Source organism: bacterium (genome assembly GCA_035945995.1).
Lineage (GTDB): Bacteria > Sysuimicrobiota > Sysuimicrobiia > Sysuimicrobiales > Segetimicrobiaceae > DASSJF01.
Genome location: DASYZR010000157.1, coordinates 1 through 20,044, shown reverse-complemented (window position 1 = coordinate 20,044; position 20,044 = coordinate 1). Strand labels below are relative to the sequence as shown.

Here is a 20,044-nt window from a genome sequence, read left to right as displayed (position 1 = left end):
AACGCGTACGTCTCGAACTTGACGCCGCGGGCCGGATCGAAGGTGGTCACGGCGTGGATCAGCCCGATCGACCCGATCTGCACCAGGTCCTCGAGCGACGCGCCGGGCCGCACGTACCGCCGCGCGATCCGGTGTACCAGGGGCAGGTAGCGCAGCACGAGCGCCTGCTGCAGCGTCCTGTCCTCCGTGCGGCGGTACTCCGCAAACATCCCGAGCACCTCGGCGGGGTCCGCCGCCTCGACATCGCCCGCGGCCCGCCCGGGCGCGCGGGTCTGCCGCACCGGCATCCGCTTCTCCCGTCCCGTATCCATTGGCTCCGTGACTGCCTGCCGCTCCATCTCTCTCCCCCCCGCCTCCCGGCCTCCGCGACCGGGATCTGTTCGCAAACCCGTCGTCACGTCGTGCGGCGGCCGGCCGGCGCAAAACCCCGCAGGCGCAGCCGCAGGTCGTTCGGACTCTCGGCGGACTCGAGCGCGGTCTCGACACTGATGAGCCCGCGCTGGTAGAGCTCGAAGAACGAATCGTCGAACGTCTGCATGCCGAGGTCGCGCGCCTCCGCCATGACCTGGCGCAGCTGCCCGATCTCGCCCCGCCGGATGAGATCCCGCACGCGCGGGGTCGCCCGAAGGACCTCGACCCCCGGCACCATCCCGTTGCCGTCCGCGCGCGGCACGAGCCGCTGCGCGACGACGCCGACCAACGTCGAGGCAAGCCGCAGAAAAATTTCCCCGTGGACCTCCGGCGGGAAGAAGTGCAGGAGCCGGTCGAGCGCCTGGTTGGCATTGATCGTGTGCAGCGTGCTCAGCACGAGGTGCCCGGTCTCCGCGAAATACACGGCCGCGGTCGCGCTGTCGGCGTCGCGCATCTCGCCGATCAACAGCACGTCCGGCGTCTGGCGCAGCGCTCCCCGCAGAGCGGAGGCGAACGAGTCGGCGTCCGTGCCGATCTCCCGCTGGCTGATGATGCTCTGCCGGTCGGTATGCAGGTACTCGATCGGGTCCTCGATCGTGATGATGTGCCCGGGAGACGTCCGGTTGCGGTAGTCGACCATCGCGGCCAGCGTCGTGGACTTGCCGGATCCGGCGGGTCCGGTCACCAAGACGAGGCCCCGGGGAGTCAACGCCAGTTCCGTCAGCACCGGCGGGAGCGCCAGCTCTTCGAACGACGGGATGTCCTGCCGGACGCGGCGGGCCACGAGCGCCACCGTCCCCCGCTGCTGGTAGACGTTGACGCGAAAGCGGCCGAGCGACGGTTCCCAGTAGGCGAAGTCGGCGTGCCCCGCGTTCCGCAACGCCTCGCGCTGCCGGGGCGTCATGATCCCGTCGAGCAGGGCGTCCACGGCGTCGGACGACGGGGCAGGCAGGCCCGACGTTTCCACCGTCCCGGCGATCCGGAACATCGGGGAGGTGTCCGCCTTCACGTACAGGTCGGAGGCCTCGTGCGTGGCCGTCGCCCGGAATAGATCCTGCAGGGTGTAGGGAACGGCGCTCATCGGTCGTCCCGTCCCCCAACCACGGCGGCGGGGCCGACCTGCCGCAGCACCGACGCGTCGGCCTTGCCCGCCGCCGGCCGGACGGAGTTGACCGGGGCCTGCCGGGCGGGGTTCGCAGCCGCAAACGCGTCTCGGTCGATCGCCCGCCGGAAGGCGTCCTCGGGCGAAATGAGCCCGCGCCGGAGCAGATCGCGCAGACTCTGATCCAGGCTGATCATGCCTTCCTTGGCGCCGGTTTCGATCATCGATGGAATCTGAAAGGTCTTGCCCTCCCGAACCAGGTTGCGGATGGCGGCGTTCGCCACGAGCATCTCGACCGCGGCGACGCGGCCCCGCGCGTCCACCTTGGGGATCAGCGTCTGCGCGAGGATCCCGAGCAGCGCCTCGGACAGCTGCACACGGATCTGCTCCTGCTGGTGCGGCGGGAACACGTCGATGATCCGGTTGACGGTTTGGGCGGCGCTGTTCGTGTGCAGGGTCGCGAGAACCAGGTGACCGGTCTCCGCCGCGGTCAGCGCCATCGCGATCGTCTCCAGGTCCCGCATCTCGCCGACGAGGATGATGTCGGGGTCCTCGCGGAGGGCGCTCCGCAGCGCCGCGCTGAACGAGTTGGTGTGCGGCCCCACCTCGCGCTGGTTGACGATGCAGCTCTTGTGCTCGTGCACGAACTCGATCGGGTCTTCGATCGTGATGATGTGGTCGGTGCGTTCCTTGTTCATGAGATCGACCATGGCCGCGAGCGTCGTCGATTTGCCGGAGCCGGTCGGGCCGGTCACGAGGACCAGGCCGCGGTCCTTGGTCGCAAGCGTCCGCAACACCGGCGGCATCCCCAGCTGATCGAGCCCCTTGATGACGGTGGGAATGAGGCGGAACACGGCGGCCTCGCCGAGCCGTTGGACGAACACGTTCACACGAAACCGGCCGACGTTCTGCAGCTCCAGCGACAGGTCGAGGTCGTGGGTGTCTTCGAACCGGGCCTTGTGCTCGTCTGTGAGCACGTCGTAGAGCATCTCGTGGAGGGACGTGGCGCCGAGCGGCGGGTAGTCGAGGCGGACGAGCTTCCCGTGGATCCGCAGCGTCGGGGGATTTCCGACGGTGAGGTGGAGATCGGAGGCTTCCCGCTCCCGCGTCATGACCAGCAGTTCCGTGATGTCCATCGTGCCCCCCGGCCGAATGGATCCAGGTCCAGTCTGCCGGGGTGCCGATCCGCGACACCTGCGTCGCGGCTGAGACGGTCGCTGCTGAGGGTGTGGCCCCGGGGGGATAAAAAAAGCCCCCCGGGGCCACGGGGAGCGTCGAGTGCCGACTTTGGCAACCCGGCTGACTTTCCGGTTTCCCGGCCAGTCCCGTGGCTTTGCGTCCCCAGATCGCTCTGGGTTTGCCCCTACAAAGCGGTCCTGCTATGAAGTTGTTAGCCCAGCCATTCAATCACAAGTGACGAGAAAAGTCAAGAGGCTTCGGCAAGGGTTCGGCACAACCTCACGGAAGTCTCCAGATTGCCCGCGCCAGCCCCGGCCGGAACACAAACACGCGGTGCGCCGCGCCGTATTGCCCGGTCGCCGGGACGTACGCGAGTTCGAAGGCGATGCCGCGTGCGTCGTAGATCAGGGTTTTCGACCGCAACGGCACCTGGAGCACGACCGTCGCATCATTATACGCCGTGGTCACCTGCTCCTCCGTCGACCCAACGCCGACCTTGTCGATCGTCTGCGCCCCGGGATCGCTCGTCCCGACGGCCCAGACGGTGTCGGAGGACGGTGGGTACACGACGGCGAGCGGCGGGGTGGCCCACGATGTCTCATCCATCTGCGGCCGGAACACCACATCGGTGCCGCTCGCCCTGACCTGGGGCACGCCGAACTGCCAAACATAGTCGGCGAGTTTGTGGTCCAGCGTCCACCGGCCAACCCCGAGCCCCGGGACCACCAGCAAGGCCGGGGGTGCGGCGGGCGGAGGGGCGGTCTGGGCCAGCACGGCGGCGGCCGACCCCCCGATAAGAGAAAGTACCACTGCGACCAACGTCGCACGTCGACCGGCACACAAAATCTGCGGCATGGCAGCCCCCCCTAGCGCAGTAGTGCCTCGATTTGCTTCGTGAGCTCCTTCGTACCGTCCGGACCGGTAAACCCACCCGTCAACGCCGTGCCGGCCACACGGCCGCCGGCGGTGATAAAGAACGTCGTCGGAAAGGCAGTCACGCGGTACGCGGCGGCCACCTGCCCGCGGTTGTCACGCCCCACCGGGTATGTGACGCCTCGATCCATCAGAAACCGCCGGCTCGCCGACATGGTATCGCTCGCGCCGTCGATACCGATCACGACGACGCCGCGGGCGCGATACCGCTGGTAGGCGGCCTCGAGGGCCGGCATTTCGGCGCGGCACGGCGGACACCACGAGGCCCAGAAGTTCAGGACGACGGGGTGGCCGCGAAACTGCGCCAGGGTGACCGGCGCGGTACCCCGGTACGGCAACGCGGAAAACGCGGGCGCGACGGCCCCGGGATCCGTTCCGACGCGCGCGCGCGGCGCGACGCTCTGACCGGCCACCTCGCCGGCGCCTGTATGCAATACCGTGCGAAGTGCTGTGATACCGAGCGCCAAGGCGAACAGCACCAGCACCGCCAGCGCCGCCGGACCCATGCCTCTGGGGAGGCGCACCACGCTACTGCCCATTGAGGACCACAGCGGTCACCTGAGGGACCCCGAGGGTCGCGCCCGCCGGCACGAGAATCGTCCGGGTCTCTCCAGGACGCAACTCGGTCGTCTGCGATCCCGCGGCACCGCCGGCCATATACGTCACGGCAACGGTGATCTGCTGCACCCACTGCGCCGGGATCGCGCCGGTATCGGCGACCGACACCAGGACCTGCACCGCCGGGGGCCCGATTCCGGTGAACGGCGCGCCGAGATCAATCTTGACGTGGATCTGCCGTTGCGCAAAGGTCGCGTAAGCCGACGCGGGCACCGAAGCCGGGGCGGTCGCCGCCGCCAAGGTCCCGGCCTCGGTCACCACCGCGACCTGGTAGCGGATGATGATGTCGGCCACCGCGACGGCTCCCACCACAAACGGGGCGCTCGCTCCGGGCGCGAGCGGACCCTGGATGACCTGCCGCCGCTCGACGTCGTCACCCGACGCGCGGGTGAAGCTTGCGATGACCGTAAACGGCCCGGCCGGCCCTTTCCCGGTGTTCTCGACGGTGCCGGACACGGTCAGGCCGCCGACCATCAGGACGCTCGCGCTCACATCGCGCAACGCCACTCCGATGGCGGCCGCCGCGGCAGATGACGCACCGGTGGGCGGAGCGACCCGCGATGCCGGGCTCGCCGGAGCAGCCGAGCCCGCAGGCGGAAGCGGCGGGCCTCCTGGCACGACGATGGGCGGCGCTCCCGGGGTCGCCGGCGCCGCGGCAGAAGGGGGCGGCGGGCTGAGCGCGATCGGTTCCTCGACAAACGCCTCGATTGCTCGTCCACTGCGGAACACAAACCCGATCCCGCGGAAGATGTACGCGACGGTCGTGTCGTGGCCGGAGATCGTCATCGTGGAATTGTCGTCGCCCACCAACCGCGCCGCATCCGTGTCTGCGATGCCAACGCCGGCGCCGGCGGCCGTCCGGTATCTCGGCGCAGCGGTCCAGATGCGGACGGCGACCCCGGCGTCAAAATCTACCGCAACGCCGGCCCGCGGGTAGACCCGCCGGACCGGTCCCTCCACGACCGCGGGGCCGAGCGCGGCCTCAGCTTCACGCATCGTCATGCCGAGCACGGCGGGACCGATGGACCGGCCGGGTACGATGAGCGTGGGCGCGGCGCCCGTAGCGGCGATCACGTCCGCGGCCACCGAGAACAATCCGCCCGCGAATGCGACGGCTACGACGACTCCCGCCGTTCCCATCGTCCACCCACGCCGCAAGACGCGGCCAATTGTGCCCCTCATGGCCGATCTTCGTTATGCCCAGAGTCGATCCGGCTCAGACGGTTCCGGCGGGCATCCAGATACGCCTGGAGGATGAAGGAGGCGGCCACGCGGTCGCGCGCGCCCCGCCGTTCGGATCGGCGGACGTCGGCCTCGATCAAGACCCGTTCTGCCGCGGCCGTGGACAGCCGCTCGTCCCACAATTCCACAGGCACCGCGAGCAGGCTGCGCAGCCGCTCGGCGAAGGCCTCCGCCTGGCGCGCCGCCGGACCGCGGGTGCCGTCCATGTTACGCGGCCACCCGACGACCACGAGGGTGACGTCATGGCGGCGGCAGATCTCCCGGACCCGCTCCGCGGCTCGCCGCGGCCCGGTCACCGGAACCGTCTCGAGAGGGGCGGCGATCGTCGCGCTCGGATCGCTCAGCGCGACGCCAAGCCGCCGGCTGCCGAGGTCGAGCGCGAGCACCCGGGCACCGGACTCCGGCCTCCCCACGTCCGTCTGCCTCGATTCACGCCGGCGAGGACAGCGCCTCGCGGACGACGGCCCCGAGGTCGGCGAGCACCGGCCCGAGGCGCGCGGGGTCCCCCCCGCCCCCCTGAGCCAGCTCGGGCCGTCCCCCGCCCCGCGATCCCAGCCGCCGGTTCAGCACCCGCATCACGCGGCGCGCCTCCGCCCCGCGCGCGACCGCACCGGCCGTGGCCATCACGACGATTTCCATGCGGCCGTTGCCGGTCGACGCGGCGACCAGCACGCCCGGCTCCAGGCGTTCCCGCAGCCGGTCGCCGAGCGCCCGCAGGGCCGACTGATCCGCTCCGGGGACGGCGACCCCGACGACCGTAAGCCCGTCGACGTCGGCCGCGGCGCGGAGGATGGCGTCGAGGTCCGGACCCGCCGCCGCCGCCGCCGCCGCCGCCGCCGCCTGGTCCTGGCGCTCGAGCGTGTTCACGCGTTCCGTCAACGCGCGGACGCGGGCCGGCACCTCCTCCGGCGGGACGCGAAGGGCCGCGGCCGCGGCGCGAAGGGTCTCCTCCATGCCGCGGACGCGCGCGACGGCCGCGCGGCCGGTGACCGCCTCGACCCGCCGGATCCCCGCCCCCACCGATCCCTCACCCGTGATCAGGAAGAGCCCGATCTCTCCGGTCGTCCGCACGTGCGTGCCGCCGCAGAGTTCGCGGCTGTACCCGTCGATGCTGACGACCCGCACCGTATCCCCGTATTTCTCGCCGAACAACGCCGTGGCGCCGGAAGCGACCGCCTCCCGGTACGGCTTGATCTCCGTTGTGACCGGCAGCGCGGCGAGGACCTGCTCGTTGACGCGCGCCTCGATCCGCGCGCGCTCCTCGGCGGTGAGCGGCCGCATGTGCGCGAAGTCGAACCGCAGCCGGTCGGGCGCGACGAGCGACCCGGCCTGCCGCGCGTGTTCCCCGAGTACGTCACGGAGCGCAGCGTGCAGCAGGTGCGTGGCGGTGTGGTTGCGCATGATGTCGCGCCGGCGCCGCGCGTCGACCGCGAGCCGCACGCGCCCCCCCTCCTGCAACACGCCGGTCCGCACGCGCCCCCGGTGCACGATGAGATCGGCGAGCGGCCGCTCGGTGTCTTCCACATCCACCACGCCGGCCGGTCCACCCGCTTCCGCCTCGATCGTGCCGGCGTCCCCGACCTGTCCGCCCGACTGTGGATAGAAGGGCGTTCGGTCGCAGATCACCTCGACCGCATCACCCCCCCGCGCCTCCGGCACGCGCCGGCCGCCCACGAGCAGCGCCAGCACGCGGCCGTCGGTCTCGAGGGTCTCGTAGCCGACAAAGGCCGTCGGGCCGGCGGGGCGGAGATCGCCGTACCGGGCGCGCTCGCCTCCGGCCTCGAAGTATTCCCGGCCGATGCTGCGGGAGCGCTCCCGCTGCCGCGCCATCTCCTCGGCGAACCCGGCGTCGTCGATCTCGAGACGGTGTTCCCGCGCGACGTCCCGGGTCAGGTCCGGCGGAAACCCGTAGGTGTCGTACAGGCGGAAGACGTCGGCGCCGGGCACGACGGCCCGCCCGGCGCGCTTGACCTCCGCGATCACATCATCGAGGCGCGCGAGCCCGGCTTCCAGCGTCTGGTCGAACCGGCGCTCCTCGGCGCCGAGGACATTGTGAATGAACGCCCGCTGCGCCCCAAGCTCAGGATACGCGGTCTCCATGACCTCCGTGACGGCATCGGCGAGGGCGGTGAGCACGGGCGTCGTGGCGCCGGCGCGGCGCGCGAACCGCACCGCCCGCCGGATGATCATCCTCAGCACGTAGGCCCGGCCTTCGTTCCCCGGCACCACCCCGTCCGCGGTGAGAAACGTCATGGCGCGCCCGTGGTCCGCGAGCACCCGGTAGGCCACCGCGTGGGCGGCGCGCTCCTCCGCGGTGTGTCCGAGGACCGCCTGGATGCGGTCCAGGATCGGCAGGAAGAGGTCGGTGTCGTAGTTGCTCGGCACCTGCTGGATGACGGAGGTGATCCGCTCGAGGCCCATCCCCGTGTCCACGCCGGGTCGCGGCAGCGGCGTCCGAGTGCCGTCGGGCGCCTGCGTGTACTGCATGAACACCAGGTTCCAACACTCCACCCAGCGGTCGCAGCCGTTGTCGAGCCGGACGCTGCAGTCGGGACGCCCGCACGTGCACGCGGCGGGGCCCCGATCGTAGTGGACCTCGCTCGTGGGCCCGCACGGCCCCACGTCCCCCATCGTCCAGAAGTTCGTCGTCTCGCCCATCGCGAGCACGCGCTCGGACGGCAGGCCGAGCTCCGCCCACGCCCCGGCCGCCTCGTCGTCGCCCGCGAGCACCGTGAACAACAACCGCTCGGGCGGCAGCCCGAGCGGGCCGGTCACGAACTCCCAGGCGAACCGGATCGCGTCGCGCTTGAAGTAATCGCCGAAACTGAAGTTGCCGAGCATCTCGAAGAAGGTGTGGTGGCGCAGCGACGGGCCGACGTTCTCCAGGTCGTTGTGCTTGCCGCTCACCCGCATGCACTTCTGCACGGAGGCCGCGCGCCGGTACGGCCGGCTCTCCAGGCCCAGGAACACGTCCTTGAACGGCACCATGCCGGCGTTGGTGAAGAGCAGCGTCGGGTCGCCGGCCGGCACGAGCGAGGCGCTCGGCACGCGCGTGTGGCCGCGCGCTTCGAAGTAGCGGAGGAAGACCTCGCGGATCTCCGATGCGGTCACGGCTGTTCCGCCACCTCGCCGAGCAGGCGCTCGGATTCCGCCACCGCGCCCTCGATGCCGTCCGCGGCGCGGTCGATCAGGTCCGGGGTGATGACGAGCGGGGGTTCGATCCGGATGACCTCGGGCTTGTTGAGCGTGTAGAAGGTGATGACGCCGCGGTGGCCGGCCTCGGCGGAGACGAGCAGCGCGTAATCGCTGTGCGTGAACTCCAGGCCGATCATCAGGCCGCGGCCGCGCACGTCGCGGACGATCCCGGGATGCCGCGCCCGCACGGCGCGCAGGCGGTCCAGGAATTGCCCGCCGAGCGCCTCCGCCCGCTCGGGCAGCCGCTCGTCCACCAGCACGTCGAGCGTCGCGATCGCGGCCCGGCAGGCCAGCGGATTGCCGCCGAAGGTAGACGAATGCAGGTAGGGATCGCGGCCGAGATCGTCCCACAGCCGGGGCCGGGCCACGAACGCGCCGATCGGGATCACCCCGCCGCCGAGCGCCTTGGCGAGCGTCATGATGTCCGGCACCACGCCCTCGTGTTCCACGCAGAACAACCGGCCGGTGCGGCCGAGTCCCGTCTGGATCTCATCGGCGATCAGCAGCACCCCGCGCCGATCGCACAGCTCCCGCACGGCGCGCAGGTAGCCGGGCCGCGGCAGGACGACGCCCGCTTCCCCCTGGATCGGCTCGAGGATGACGGCCGCCGTTTCCGGCCCGATCGCCTCCTCGAGGGCGGCGACGTCGTCGAAGGACACGTGCGCGAACCCGGGGACCAGCGGTTCGAAGGGACGGCGGTAGTGCTCCCGGCCGGTCGCGGACAGCGCCCCGAAGGTCTTCCCGTGAAACGCGTCGCGCATCGCAACGATGCCGGGCCGGCCGGTCGCAAGGCGCGCCAGCTTGAGCGCGCCCTCCACCGCCTCGGCGCCGCTGTTGCAGAAGAACGAGTACTGGAGGTCGCCCGGCGCGAGCGTGCCGAGACGCTCGGCGAGCGCCGCCTGCGGCACGCTGGGCATCGTCCGCACGGACATCGGCATCCGGTCGAGTTGCTCGCGCACGGCGGCCAGCACCCGTGGATGCCGGTGGCCGACGTTGAAGATGGCCGGCCCGCACGCACAGTCGATGTAGGCCCGGCCGTGCGCGTCCCACACGAAGCAGCCCTCGGCTTCCCACTCGACGGTCTCCGTGCCGCCGAACCGGTACAGCCGCGCGAGCCCGGGGTTCAGGTAGCGGCGGTAGCGCTCGAGCGTGTCCTGCACCAGCCGGTCACGCGCCTCGCCGGACGGAAGACCGCGGACAACCGCGTCATGGCCCCCCCGGGGCGTCGCGTCCCGGCCCCGCGCGCGCTTTGGCTCACGCGGCGGGTCTGCGGCGCCGGAGGTACCTGCATCGAGGTGGCGCGGTGCGGTGCGCTTAGGAGGGCGCGGCATCGGGGGTGGGCGCCGCATCGGCGGCCGGCATCCCGGCGCCCTGCTCGAGCGCGGTGCGCGCCCGCTGGACCACCTGGCGGGTCTCCTTGTACTTGATGCGGTCGAGGGCCTCCGGGATCGTCACCCACTCACAGCGCACGAAGCCCTCCTCGCGCTGCGGACGCGGCTCCTCGCCGCCGAGAAACTCCATCAAGTAGTAATGAACGGTCTTGTCGTAGTACGTGTCCTCGGCCTTCCAGAAGAACATGTAGTGCTCTTCGCCGAGGTCGGCCACGATGCGGACGTTGCGAAGCCCGGTCTCCTCGGCCACTTCGCGCAGCGCCACTCCGTCCGGTGTTTCGCCGCGCTCGATCGTGCCCTTCGGAAGCATCCACTTGCCGGTCTCATGCTGCAGGAGCAGCACCCGGCCCTCCGCGGCCCCGGCCGCCGGCGGCTGGTAGATTACGCCCCCGGCGCTGCGGGCGCGCTTCACTTTGCGGCGGGCGTCTGGCGCCATGGTCCTCCCTGCACGCTTGGCCCGCGGACACGGAGGCGGCGCCGTGGCGTCGCGACGGGAAGCCCGCCGCCCCCAAGAATTCGCCGGACAGACGCGAATGCTTGGGGACCCCGGGCTTGGTGATGTGAACGAGGCCCGGGGGCGCTCCTTAATGGCGCTTGTTGCGCCGGGCGGCGCGGCGGCGGCGTTTCTGGCTCGGCTTCTCGTAGTGTTCGTGCCGCTTGGCGTCGGTGAGGATGCCGGACCGCTTGACCTGGCGCTTGAAGCGCCGGAGCGCGCTGTCGAGCGTCTCGTCCTTCCCGATCCGTACTTCGGTCACCGGTCCACCCCCAGCGCGTCTCGAGCCAACCGTGCCTACGGCGTGAGCCGAAGCGTGCCTGTTGCGCGAGCCAACGCGTGCCGTGACGATGGCGCCATTATACACGCGGTACGCGCGGGGAGCAACCGAGCGTCCGTCGCGCGCCTCGCGAATCCGCGGGCCGTTACTGGGCCGGAATCCGCGTGACCGTGACTTTGCGGACCACGAGATTCTCCTTCTTGTCGCCCGCGCCGTTGATGGCGAAATCCCACCCCCAGGTCTTGCTGAACGACGCGTCGGAGATCCGGATCGTGTACGACGCCCAGCCGTCCCCCGCGTCCACCCACTGCCAGGCCGAGAACCGGTAGCCGGACATGGAATCGTACATCAGGTTGAACCCGACCTGCTTCGGACCGCCGGCCCGGTGCACGTCGACCGTCACCAGATAGTCGTACCGGCCGTCCACGAAGTACGCGTACGAATCGTCGATCGCAAAGTACACGTAGACCGCGTCTTTCTGCTGATCGGTGCGCACCGCGGAGGCGCCGTCGACCGCCACGGGGACAACCGCCCCCGAGGGCAGACCGCGCAACTGCTGATTGTACAGCCCGTGTTCGGCATTCGTCGCGCCGAGCTCGGCCGAGACGTTGTCGGCCCGGGAGAAATCGCGCGAGGGAGCGCGCGGAATCTGGATCGGCCCCGCCGCGAGCGTCTTCGCGGCCTCGTCCAGGACCGCGTCGGCGGGCGCGCCGACGAACACCGGGTCGGGGCCGACCGGGACCTTCCCGATCTCGCCGGGCGTCCGCGGCTGGCCGTCGCTGCCCGTGAGGACCGTGGCGCCCCTCGTCGCCAGCGGAACCGCGTCGCTCGCGCCGTCCGACCACAGCACCGCGGTGCGCTCCTCGCTGTTTGCAAACACGAACGCGTAGACCCCCGGCCCGCGGTCGAGCGGCCCGACAAACATGGTGGTGCCGATCTTGCGAAGCACCGTGACGATCGACGGCGTCAACGCCTGCCAAAATTCGCGCGAGACGCCCATGGCGAAGGCCGTCACCGCCAGCTGCACCGGTTCGGGCCAATCCGTGCGCGCGCTGAGCCAGATCTCGTGGCGCGCGTCGGCAATCTTGCGGGCGCGGAGCGTGCCGAGCGCTTCGACGACGTCGCCCGCCGTACGGCCGCGCGGGTAGATCATCAAGACGTCAAAGTCGTCGCCGGCGCGACCGAACAGCAGCTTCATGAACGGCAGATCGATGGCCGGGGGCGTCGAGGCGACGACCAGGGCGTTCCGGTCCGCCTGCCGGACGGCGAGCCGCGCGGCGTGGAGCATGTCGAGGTAATCGCGCGTCGTCCCGCGAAACGTCGCGAACTCCAGATCCGGCTCGATCTGCCACGCGGCCACCCGGCCGCGGTAGCGCTCGGCGATCGCGCGCACAAACGAGGACCAGTCGGCGATCGATCGCGGCGGCTCGTGGCTCCACACCGCCGCGGCCGCGTCGGGCGTGAGCGCCGCCCACCGGGGCATTCGTTGAACCGTCACAAGTATGCGCTCGCCCTCGGCCGCCGCGCGCCGGACGTCGCCGTCGAGCACCGTCCAGGCGAACTTGCCGCGCGCCGGTTCCGTCGCGTCCCAATCCACGGTCAACCGCACCCATCCGGCGCCGACGATCGACACCGTGGCCGGATGTACCGGCGCACCGACGGGATTCGCCCGAGAAGCGAGATCGACGCCGAAGCGATCGCTCGCCCGCGCCGGCGCGGCGGCGCCCGGGGCGGGAACAATCGGAGCGGCCCCCGACGGAACGGCGGGCGACGGAGCGGATGTGGACGGAGCGGGCGTTGTGGGAGCGGGTGCTGGAAGAACTCCTTGAGCGAATGCCGGCGGTGCCTGGATCGTGACTACCGCGGCAGACGGCAGCATGAGCACGACGGCCAGTGCGGCAACGAATACGCGTCCCGCCATACGTCCTCCCTTCATCGCGACGGAAATGGGTATCACAATACACTAATACCCACGATCTTCCTTCGTCGGGCGTCGGGTGAGGGCTCCCCGGTGCGGCGCCGCGCCGGCCGGAGGAGCGCCTTCGGTCGTGTTGGAATATGGAGGGCCATGTGGCAGCCTCCCAAAGCGCTGTCCCTCGTCGCCGGGCACGGCGAAGGCGGGAGCGAGCTGAACGCGTTCGATCGGGCCCTGCGCGATGCCGGGGTCGCCGACCTTAATTTCCTCCGCGTGACCAGCATCGTCCCCCCGGGCGCCCGGGTCATCGAATTGCCGTCCTACCCATCGGGAATTCTGATGCCGGCCGTCTTCGCGCGGATCTCGAGCGCCCGTCCGGGCGACGTCATCAGCGCCGCGCTCGGCGTGGGGCTGTCCCGCGAGCATCACGGCGTGATCATGGAATACTCGGGCCACGAGGGCCGGGCGGGCGCCGAGCGCGCCGCCAGGATGATGGTCGTGGAAGGCATGGCCATGCGCGGCCTTGCGCTCGACGAGGTCATCGTGATCGCGGCCGAGCACACGGTCGAACGCGTCGGGTCCGCGGTGGCCCTGGCGCTCTTCTGGCCGGCGGCCGCGGGACTCGGCGGCGGGCCGGCGCGATGAGGGGCGCCTGGCTGACGGATCAGGGCAGCCCCGACTTCACGTCGGCGTTCCGCGTCACGCGCCTCGTGCACGAGGAACGGACGCCGTACCAGCACCTCGAGGTCTACGAGAGTCCCCTCTTCGGTCACATGCTCGTGCTCGACGGCGCGGTGCAGACCACCGAACGCGAGGAGTTCGTCTACCACGAAATGCTGGCCCACCCCGCCCTCTGCACGCACCCCCGGCCGCGGCGCGTGCTCGTCATCGGCGGCGGCGACGGCGGGGCCCTCGAGGAAGCGCTGAAGCATCCGCTCGACCGGGCCACGCTCGTGGAGATCGACGAGGCCGTCGTGCGGGCGAGCCGGCAGCACCTCGCCGGCGTGGGGGGGGGCGCGTTCGAGGACCCGCGCGCGTCGCTCGTAATCGGTGACGGGATCGCCTATGTCGGCGAGACCGCGGAGCGCTTCGACGTCGTGCTGGTCGACTCGACCGATCCGCAGGGACCCGCCGTCGGGCTGTTCAGCCCCGACTTCTACGGCACGATCGCGCGCCGGCTGACGGCGGAGGGGATCCTCGTCGTGCAGTCCGGCTCCGCGATCTACCAGCGGGACTTGATCCACGCGGTCCGGCGCACGCTCCGGCCGATCTTTCCGGTCGTGCGCACCTACGTCGCGTCGGTCATCGAGTACCCGGGGGTGCTGTGGTCGTTCACCCTCGCGTCGCTCGGACCGGACCCGCTGCGCACGGCACCGGAGGCGATCGCCGGCCGGATCGAGGGGTTCGGGCTCCGCTACTACACGCCGCTCGTCCACCAGGCCGCGTTCGCACCGCCCCCATTTCTATTGGACGCGATCGAGAGCGACACATGATCGCGGCGCGGCCGCGGACGATCCCGGCGCCGGCGCGGCGGTCGCGCGGGTGAGCTTTCTCGGCGCGAGGCCGCCGGGCGCCGTCGTGCCCGGCGGCCTCGCGCTGTTCGGGATCCCGTATGATACGACCGCGTCGTTCCGGCGCGGGAGCCGGTTCGGTCCCGACGCGATCCGATGGGCGTCCGACAGCATCGAGACCTACAGTCCCGTGCTCGGCCGCGATCTCGCCGACGTGCCGTTCACGGACGGCGGCAACCTGGCCGTCGAAGGCCTCGATCCCGCCGTGATGGTGCGGAGGGTCCGCCGGCAGCTGCCGCCGTGCGTGCCGGTCGTCCTCGGCGGGGAACATACGATCACCCTCGGCGTCGTGCAGGCGCTCACGCCCCGCCATCCCGATCTGGCGGTGATCCAATGGGACGCCCATACCGATCTTCGGGAGGAGTACGACGGCCGGCGGATCGCGCACGCGACCGTGATGCGGCGGCTGCTCGAGGGCGGCGTTCCGATCGCACAACTCGGCATCCGGGCCGGGACCCGCGACGAGTTCGACCTGGCGCGCGCGCGCGCCCTGTGCTGCGAGCCGGGCGCCGCGGTCCCACCGGCGGTGCTCGCGCGGCTCTCCGGCCGGCCGCTCTACCTCAGCGTCGACATCGATGTCCTCGATCCGTCCGAAGCCCCCGGCACCGGCAACCCCGAGCCCATGGGCGTCCGCTTCCGCGACCTGCTGCAGGCCTTCCGAAGTCTGGCCGGGTGGCGCATCGTCGGGATGGACCTGGTCGAGGTCGCCCCGCCTTGCGATCCAAGCGGACGCACGGCGGTCCTCGCCGCATCCCTCGTCCGCGAAATGATTCTTTTGTTCGCGCCGAGGACGGCACCGCACCGCCGGTTGCGCGGGGAGCAGGAACGGGTGTAGCGCAATCGCCCGGCTTCACATGAACCTTTCGTTGTTCGGTATTGACACGAACATATGTTCGCTCTAGCATGGCAGCAACATGTCAACGACCCCCGAGATCGTCGAAGTCCAGGTCAAATCCGTTTTGAACCGCGTCGAGGGGATGCCGTTTCGCTGGTCGATCAACCCCTACCGGGGTTGCTCCCATGGATGCCCCTTCTGCCTCTCTGGCGAAACGGCAATTCTCATGGCAGACGGTACGGCAAGACGTCTGGACGCCGTGTGTGTCGGCGACCAAGTCGTCGGGACAGTCCGATATGGTCGGTATCGCCGCTTTGCCCGAACGTCGGTCCTTGCCCGCTGGGGCGCCGAAAAGCCGGCCTTTCGTGTGACACTTGGTGACGGAACCGAACTCATTGCGAGTGAAGATCATCGCTTCTTGAGCAACAGAGGATGGAAGTTCATCACCGGAACCGACCAGGGTGCAGGAAGGCGCCCACACCTGACGGTCAACAACGCACTGACGGGAATCGGCGCGTTCGCTACGCCTCCAACGAAAAACGCGGAGTACGAACGCGGTTATCTATGCGGGATGATACGCGGAGATGGTTTGCTGGCGTCTTATCAGTACGATCGGCCGGGCCGATCTCACGGCAATCAATGGCAGTTTCGCCTTGCTCTCACCGACGGCGATGCCCTGAATCGTGCACGCGAGTACCTCAGACGTTTTGCCGTACCCACGCGCGCCTTCAGCTTCCAAGGGGCGCAGGGAAATTGGCGAGCAGCGCACGCTATCGGTACGAGCGCACGCCGTCACGTGGAAGCGGTTCAGAGAATCGTGGCGTGGCCGGCAGAGCCGTCTCTCGAATGGTGCAAAGGTTTCCTGGCAGGGATCTTCGACGCGGAGGGAAGCTGGACGGGGGGAATTCTGCGAATCTCCAACACCAACTCGACCATCATTCACTACGCGATACAGTGTTTGACCCGATTTGGTTTCGCTTTCGCCCTCGAGCACCAGTCGAACGGGAGAGCAACGCGGATCACGAAAATCCGGATTGTTCGCGGCCTGCGCGAGCATCTGCGTTTCTTCCACACCGTCGATCCGGCCATCTCAAGGAAACGTAGCGTTGCCGGACGAACGTTAAAGAATCTGCGTGTGCCGATCGTCTCGATTGAACCGCTTGGTATCCGCCGGCTCTTCGACATGACCACGGGCTCCGGCGATTTCATTGCCAACGGCGTTGTGAGCCACAATTGCTACGCCCGCCGGACCCATTGGTTCCTCGAGGAGGACGGCGTACAGGAGTGGTCCTCGAAAATCTTTGCCAAAGTGAACGCCCCGGACATCCTGCGGCGCGAGTTGCGACGGCCCGGCTGGAAGCGCGAAGAGGTCGCGCTGGGGACGGCCACCGATCCCTACCAGGCGATTGAGGGCACATACGGGTTGACCCGGCGCATCCTCGCGGCGCTCAGCGAGTCCCGCACGCCCGCCGGCATCGTGACCCGCTCGCCACTGATCCTCCGGGATCTCGACCTGCTCACGGAACTGGACCGCCGCGCCGGCGTGACGGTGTGCGTCAGCCTCGTCACGACCGACGCGCGCATCGCGCGCGAGATCGAACCGACCGTGGCGCTGCCGGCGCAGCGCCTGCGGACGGTGCAGCGCCTCGCGGCGGCCGGCATACGCGCCGGCGTCATTCTGGCGCCGATCGTACCGGGGCTGACCGACGATCCGGCCGCGCTCGACGGCGTCGTCAGGGCCGCGCGCGACCACGGCGCGCATTTCGTCCATCACAACGTGCTGCATCTCGGCGACGTGACGCGGGACTCGTTCTTCGGGTTTTTGCGGGCGCGGCATCCGGGGCTGGTCCCCCGCTATCTACGAATGTACCGCGGCAAATACGCCCCCCAGGCCTACCGGGCCGGCGTCGGCGGGATCGTGGAAGCGTCCAAACAGCGGCACGGCATCGAGGCGCGGCGCCATCCCGCGCCGCCCCGGGAGCCGGCGCAACTGGACTTGTTCTGACCGCCGGCCGGTCAGCGCGCCCCGGCGTCGGCCGGACACCCGCACGGGGACGCGCCGCACCGCGGGCACCCGGCGCCGTAGCGGGCCGCGGCGCGGTCGAGGTCGACGTGGTAGAGGACGGCGACGCTCAGCGTCCACGCCAGGACGTCGGAGAGCTCCAGCGCGAGGGCGCCGCGGTCGCCGCCGCGCATCGCCTTCGCGACTTCGCCGACCTCTTCGACGAGGCGGCGAAACGTACCGTCCGCCCCGCGGGCGCGATCGCGCTCGCCGAACGTCGCGGCGATCCGAGCCTGCAGCGATGCCAGGTCCATATGCACACGGCCCCTACTCCTGGTGGAAGTGAGGAGCCCTTTTCGGAGTTCCGGAGAGGTCTCCCTTCTGTGGCCGCTGCCGCCGGCTATGGGCTCAACATCTCAGGTGTCGTGGCCGACCGCGTAAACACGTCGGTGGGATCTCCCCCCGACAGCGTCATGACGAACACGGGCTGGAACACGTCGTTCGTCGATTGCAGCGCGCTCCCCAGGCCCTCGTAGTCTCCCACGAAGAAGCCGGTGGTGGTGGGCGGCGCGAGCAGCATGTCAAATGGACCGGCGAGGTGCTGCTCCGTCCAGCTGGCCGGCTTGGTGCAGGTGCTGAAGCAGTTCACCACCCAGTAATCGGTCGGCAGCGTGGTTATGTTTCCCGCGGCCACGGAGCGGAAATCATAGTACGTCACGGCGATCCGGCCGTCGGGGCCGACTTGCACGGAGGCGGTGAACGCGGGCGAGTTGCCGGGGGTTTGGTTGATCTTCACCGGCGTGGTCCAGTGGACGCCCCCGTCGCCGGACGTCGCGAACGCGATGTCGTCCTTCCCCGTAAACCGGGTGTCCATCCAAACGGCGTAGAGCCGGCCGCTCTTGCGGTCCACGGCGAACGCCGGCAGGATGTCGCCGGTGCGGATCGCCTGGCCCGTGTTGGGGTCGTTGACCGGCTTGGAGAGAAGCTTGCTCACGATGACCGGGCTGGACCACGTCAGGCCTTTGTCGGCGGACCGGATGAGGGCGACGTTGAAGCCGCGCACGCCCTGCGCGTTCTTGAAGTTGTAGATCAGGTTGAAGCCGTCCACGAGGTTCCCGTTGGGCAGGACGAGGATCTGATTGCCGATCGTCTGGTTCACCTCGCCGGGATCGAAGATGATCCGCGGGGCCGCCCACGTATTGCCGCCGTCGGTGCTGCGGGAGAACCACGCCGGCCCGTGAAAGCCGATGGCATGCTCGAACGACAAGCCCCGGGCGCGCCCGGTGGGGACGACGAGCCGGTCCCAGACGACATAGACGAGGCTTGCGTTGGCGGGGTCGGCCGTGATTGATTCCTTGTCGTTGAAGACCGTCGTGGTCGTATCCAGGATCACCGTCGCCGGGTTGCTCCAATGCAGACCGCCGTCGGTCGACTTGCTCGCGAGCACGGCGCTATTGGGATTGGAGTCGTTGAAGGAGAGGGAAACCTGGTAGACGGTCCCGGTGGGGCCGAAACTGACCCACGGGTCGCTCGCGCGCTCGAAGTCGCCGCCGTTACTCGCATTCCCGCCCTCGCAGTGGGCGAAGGGCGCCATCGTCCGGGTCCAGGTGGCGCCGCTGTCGAACGACACGCCTGCAACGAGTCCGTTCGAGCCGCCGTTGGACCAGCGGTCCTGCTGCCAGGCGGCCACGACGTTGTTCGTGCTGGTGGGGTTGATGTCAACCCACGGCTCCACTTCCGCGCCCGGGAAGTTTCTGCCGGTCTGGGACGCCCCGTTGCATCCGAGCGTGAATGGCGAGCCGGAAACGGTCACGAGCGGCCCGAACGTCAGCATGGCACCGCCAAATGCGGACGACCCACCGGCGATCAGGAGCAGGGCGATCACAAGAGCAGCCGGCCGTCGCATAAAACAAGAACCCCCCTTCTCATGCCGCGGGAGGTCCTTGCGCCTGAGCCCCGTCCGGCAACCCGGCCGACTTGCCAGCAGCGCTGGCCTGTCCCGTGGCTTTGCGTCCCCAGATCTCTCTGGGTTTGCCTTTCTTGCGGAGGAGCGTGGTACAGTTCAGTTCTAGTGCAGGAGCTCTAAACAACACATATAACAGCACACGATCGATCAGTTGTCAACGGAGCGGCGGACTCACCGGACGACGACCACGCGCGCCGCGAGGCCGACCGGCGTGCCGCCGGCCACGATCGGCCAGCCGTACGCGGTCACAGGGCGGCCGGCCGCCATTTGCGGGAGCCACAGCCGCGACGCGCCGCGCACGAGGTAGGTTTGGGCGGACGTGCAGACCATCGTGCCGCCGACCACGAGACCGCCGACCTCGCCGTGCACCGACTCGATCGGCCCGGAGACCTGCGCGCCCTGGGACGCCATGAATTCGACGGTCACGCGCGCCGCGACGAGGCTTCCATCCGAGTTTACCGGGCCGTCAATGCGCACGACGTCAAACGGCGCGATCGCGGACGCGGCGGCCGTGCCGCTGTCGACGTGGACCTGGGTCGTGGCCGTCAGGAGCACCGCGTGTCGCGTCCCGGTGTCGGTCACCACGTCGAGGGTCGAGCCCGACCGCGCCGCCACGACGCCGGCCACGCCGGGGTTCGGCCCCGACGAGGACTGCGCCGCCGGACGCGGCGTCGACACCATCATCGACAGCGCCATGATCTCGCCATCCGGACGCATCACGCCCCACACCGTGGCATGGTCGCCGGTCCGGAGGAGGTCCGCCGCGAGCGGCCGCGACGTCGTGTCCGCGACCACCGTCTGCGCCAGCAGGTGGACGACGTGGGTGCCCGAGAGCGCGTGGGTCCGCCACATCGTCCCGCCCTCGAAGACGTCGGCGGTGCTCGGGCCGCCGATCGCGAGCGAGACGGTGC

19 protein-coding genes and 2 riboswitches are annotated in these 20,044 nt (G+C 69.9%); of the genes, 4 read left to right on the top strand and 15 right to left on the bottom strand.

What is annotated here, in order from left to right; all coding sequences use genetic code 11:
* The 12 genes from VGZ23_18600 to VGZ23_18545 form a co-directional block, all read right to left on the bottom strand.
* Positions 1 to 338, bottom strand: a 338-nt coding sequence (locus VGZ23_18600; protein HEV2359605.1) for a sigma-70 family RNA polymerase sigma factor, incomplete at its 3' end; no start/stop codon positions are given.
* Between the two features lie 56 nt (positions 339 to 394).
* Positions 395 to 1,492, bottom strand: coding sequence for a PilT/PilU family type 4a pilus ATPase (locus VGZ23_18595; protein HEV2359604.1), 1,098 nt, complete (start codon positions 1,490 to 1,492; stop codon positions 395 to 397).
* On the bottom strand, positions 1,489 to 2,649 hold the full coding sequence (locus VGZ23_18590; protein ID HEV2359603.1) for a type IV pilus twitching motility protein PilT: 1,161 nt from the start codon (positions 2,647 to 2,649) through the stop codon (positions 1,489 to 1,491). Before VGZ23_18590 ends, VGZ23_18595 begins: the two co-directional genes overlap by 4 nt.
* Before the next feature lie 150 nt (positions 2,650 to 2,799).
* Positions 2,800 to 2,885, bottom strand: a riboswitch (cyclic di-GMP riboswitch).
* Positions 2,886 to 2,971: 86 nt separating this feature from the next.
* The gene (locus tag VGZ23_18585; GenBank protein ID HEV2359602.1) at positions 2,972 to 3,502 is read right to left on the bottom strand and encodes a hypothetical protein; all 531 of its coding nucleotides are present in this window, start codon (positions 3,500 to 3,502) and stop codon (positions 2,972 to 2,974) included.
* 56 nt (positions 3,503 to 3,558) lie between these two features.
* Complete coding sequence (locus tag VGZ23_18580) at positions 3,559 to 4,164, bottom strand: TlpA disulfide reductase family protein (protein ID HEV2359601.1); 606 nt, start codon at positions 4,162 to 4,164, stop codon at positions 3,559 to 3,561.
* On the bottom strand, positions 4,154 to 5,383 hold the full coding sequence (locus VGZ23_18575; protein ID HEV2359600.1) for a hypothetical protein: 1,230 nt from the start codon (positions 5,381 to 5,383) through the stop codon (positions 4,154 to 4,156). The genes VGZ23_18580 and VGZ23_18575 overlap by 11 nt, the downstream gene beginning before the upstream one ends.
* A 38-nt stretch (positions 5,384 to 5,421) precedes the next feature.
* Positions 5,422 to 5,898 (bottom strand): Holliday junction resolvase RuvX, encoded by a 477-nt coding sequence (ruvX, locus tag VGZ23_18570; GenBank protein ID HEV2359599.1) that lies wholly within the window; start codon positions 5,896 to 5,898, stop codon positions 5,422 to 5,424.
* 16 nt (positions 5,899 to 5,914) lie between these two features.
* Positions 5,915 to 8,596, bottom strand: a complete 2,682-nt coding sequence (gene alaS, locus VGZ23_18565; protein ID HEV2359598.1) for an alanine--tRNA ligase — start codon at positions 8,594 to 8,596, stop codon at positions 5,915 to 5,917.
* Positions 8,593 to 9,840, bottom strand: a complete 1,248-nt coding sequence (locus VGZ23_18560) for an aspartate aminotransferase family protein (protein HEV2359597.1) — start codon at positions 9,838 to 9,840, stop codon at positions 8,593 to 8,595. Before VGZ23_18560 ends, alaS begins: the two co-directional genes overlap by 4 nt.
* Positions 9,841 to 9,994: 154 nt before the next feature.
* Positions 9,995 to 10,507: an NUDIX domain-containing protein gene (locus tag VGZ23_18555; GenBank protein HEV2359596.1), complete on the bottom strand. Its 513-nt coding sequence runs from the start codon at positions 10,505 to 10,507 to the stop codon at positions 9,995 to 9,997.
* A 148-nt stretch (positions 10,508 to 10,655) separates the two neighbouring features.
* Complete coding sequence (gene rpsU, locus VGZ23_18550) at positions 10,656 to 10,826, bottom strand: 30S ribosomal protein S21 (protein ID HEV2359595.1); 171 nt, start codon at positions 10,824 to 10,826, stop codon at positions 10,656 to 10,658.
* Positions 10,827 to 10,989: 163 nt separating this feature from the next.
* Positions 10,990 to 12,765: a hypothetical protein gene (locus VGZ23_18545; protein ID HEV2359594.1), complete on the bottom strand. Its 1,776-nt coding sequence runs from the start codon at positions 12,763 to 12,765 to the stop codon at positions 10,990 to 10,992.
* Positions 12,766 to 12,912: 147 nt separating this feature from the next.
* On the opposite strand from VGZ23_18545, the gene VGZ23_18540 reads away from it, so the two are divergent.
* From VGZ23_18540 to VGZ23_18525, 4 genes are all read left to right on the top strand, one after another.
* Complete coding sequence (locus tag VGZ23_18540) at positions 12,913 to 13,404, top strand: arginine decarboxylase, pyruvoyl-dependent (GenBank protein ID HEV2359593.1); 492 nt, start codon at positions 12,913 to 12,915, stop codon at positions 13,402 to 13,404.
* Positions 13,401 to 14,252, top strand: coding sequence for a polyamine aminopropyltransferase (speE, locus tag VGZ23_18535; protein HEV2359592.1), 852 nt, complete (start codon positions 13,401 to 13,403; stop codon positions 14,250 to 14,252). Before VGZ23_18540 ends, speE begins: the two co-directional genes overlap by 4 nt.
* A 49-nt stretch (positions 14,253 to 14,301) precedes the next feature.
* Positions 14,302 to 15,165 carry an agmatinase gene (gene speB, locus VGZ23_18530; GenBank protein HEV2359591.1) on the top strand — a complete coding sequence of 288 codons (864 nt, stop codon included), beginning with the start codon at positions 14,302 to 14,304 and terminating at the stop codon, positions 15,163 to 15,165.
* Between the two features lie 79 nt (positions 15,166 to 15,244).
* Entirely contained in the window at positions 15,245 to 17,170 is a 1,926-nt protein-coding gene (locus VGZ23_18525) for an LAGLIDADG family homing endonuclease (protein ID HEV2359590.1), read from the top strand.
* Positions 17,171 to 17,181: 11 nt separating this feature from the next.
* Here the strand turns inward: VGZ23_18525 and VGZ23_18520 are convergent, their stop codons facing one another.
* The 3 genes from VGZ23_18520 to VGZ23_18510 form a co-directional block, all read right to left on the bottom strand.
* On the bottom strand, positions 17,182 to 17,481 hold the full coding sequence (locus VGZ23_18520) for a MazG nucleotide pyrophosphohydrolase domain-containing protein (GenBank protein ID HEV2359589.1): 300 nt from the start codon (positions 17,479 to 17,481) through the stop codon (positions 17,182 to 17,184).
* A gap of 86 nt (positions 17,482 to 17,567) precedes the next feature.
* Entirely contained in the window at positions 17,568 to 19,073 is a 1,506-nt protein-coding gene (locus VGZ23_18515; GenBank protein ID HEV2359588.1) for a sialidase family protein, read from the bottom strand.
* Between the two features lie 53 nt (positions 19,074 to 19,126).
* A riboswitch (cyclic di-GMP riboswitch) is annotated at positions 19,127 to 19,213 on the bottom strand.
* Positions 19,214 to 19,304: 91 nt separating this feature from the next.
* On the bottom strand, positions 19,305 to 20,044 hold a 740-nt coding region (locus VGZ23_18510), incomplete at its 5' end, for a DUF5666 domain-containing protein (protein HEV2359587.1).

Excerpts from the sequence above, each read along its gene's own strand:
- VGZ23_18545 (HEV2359594.1), bottom strand. The coding sequence starts at position 12,765 with ATGGCGGGACGCGTATTCGTTGCCGCACTGGCCGTCGTGCTCATGCTG.
- VGZ23_18595 (HEV2359604.1), bottom strand. The coding sequence starts at position 1,492 with ATGAGCGCCGTTCCCTACACCCTGCAGGATCTATTCCGGGCGACGGCC.
- VGZ23_18540 (HEV2359593.1), top strand. The coding sequence starts at position 12,913 with ATGTGGCAGCCTCCCAAAGCGCTGTCCCTCGTCGCCGGGCACGGCGAA.
- VGZ23_18575 (HEV2359600.1), bottom strand. The coding sequence starts at position 5,383 with ATGGGAACGGCGGGAGTCGTCGTAGCCGTCGCATTCGCGGGCGGATTG.
- VGZ23_18555 (HEV2359596.1), bottom strand. The coding sequence starts at position 10,507 with ATGGCGCCAGACGCCCGCCGCAAAGTGAAGCGCGCCCGCAGCGCCGGG.
- VGZ23_18515 (HEV2359588.1), bottom strand. The coding sequence starts at position 19,073 with ATGCGACGGCCGGCTGCTCTTGTGATCGCCCTGCTCCTGATCGCCGGT.
- VGZ23_18525 (HEV2359590.1), top strand. The coding sequence starts at position 15,245 with ATGTCAACGACCCCCGAGATCGTCGAAGTCCAGGTCAAATCCGTTTTG.
- speE (HEV2359592.1), top strand. The coding sequence starts at position 13,401 with ATGAGGGGCGCCTGGCTGACGGATCAGGGCAGCCCCGACTTCACGTCG.
- VGZ23_18520 (HEV2359589.1), bottom strand. The coding sequence starts at position 17,481 with ATGGACCTGGCATCGCTGCAGGCTCGGATCGCCGCGACGTTCGGCGAG.
- VGZ23_18580 (HEV2359601.1), bottom strand. The coding sequence starts at position 4,164 with ATGGGCAGTAGCGTGGTGCGCCTCCCCAGAGGCATGGGTCCGGCGGCG.
- VGZ23_18590 (HEV2359603.1), bottom strand. The coding sequence starts at position 2,649 with ATGGACATCACGGAACTGCTGGTCATGACGCGGGAGCGGGAAGCCTCC.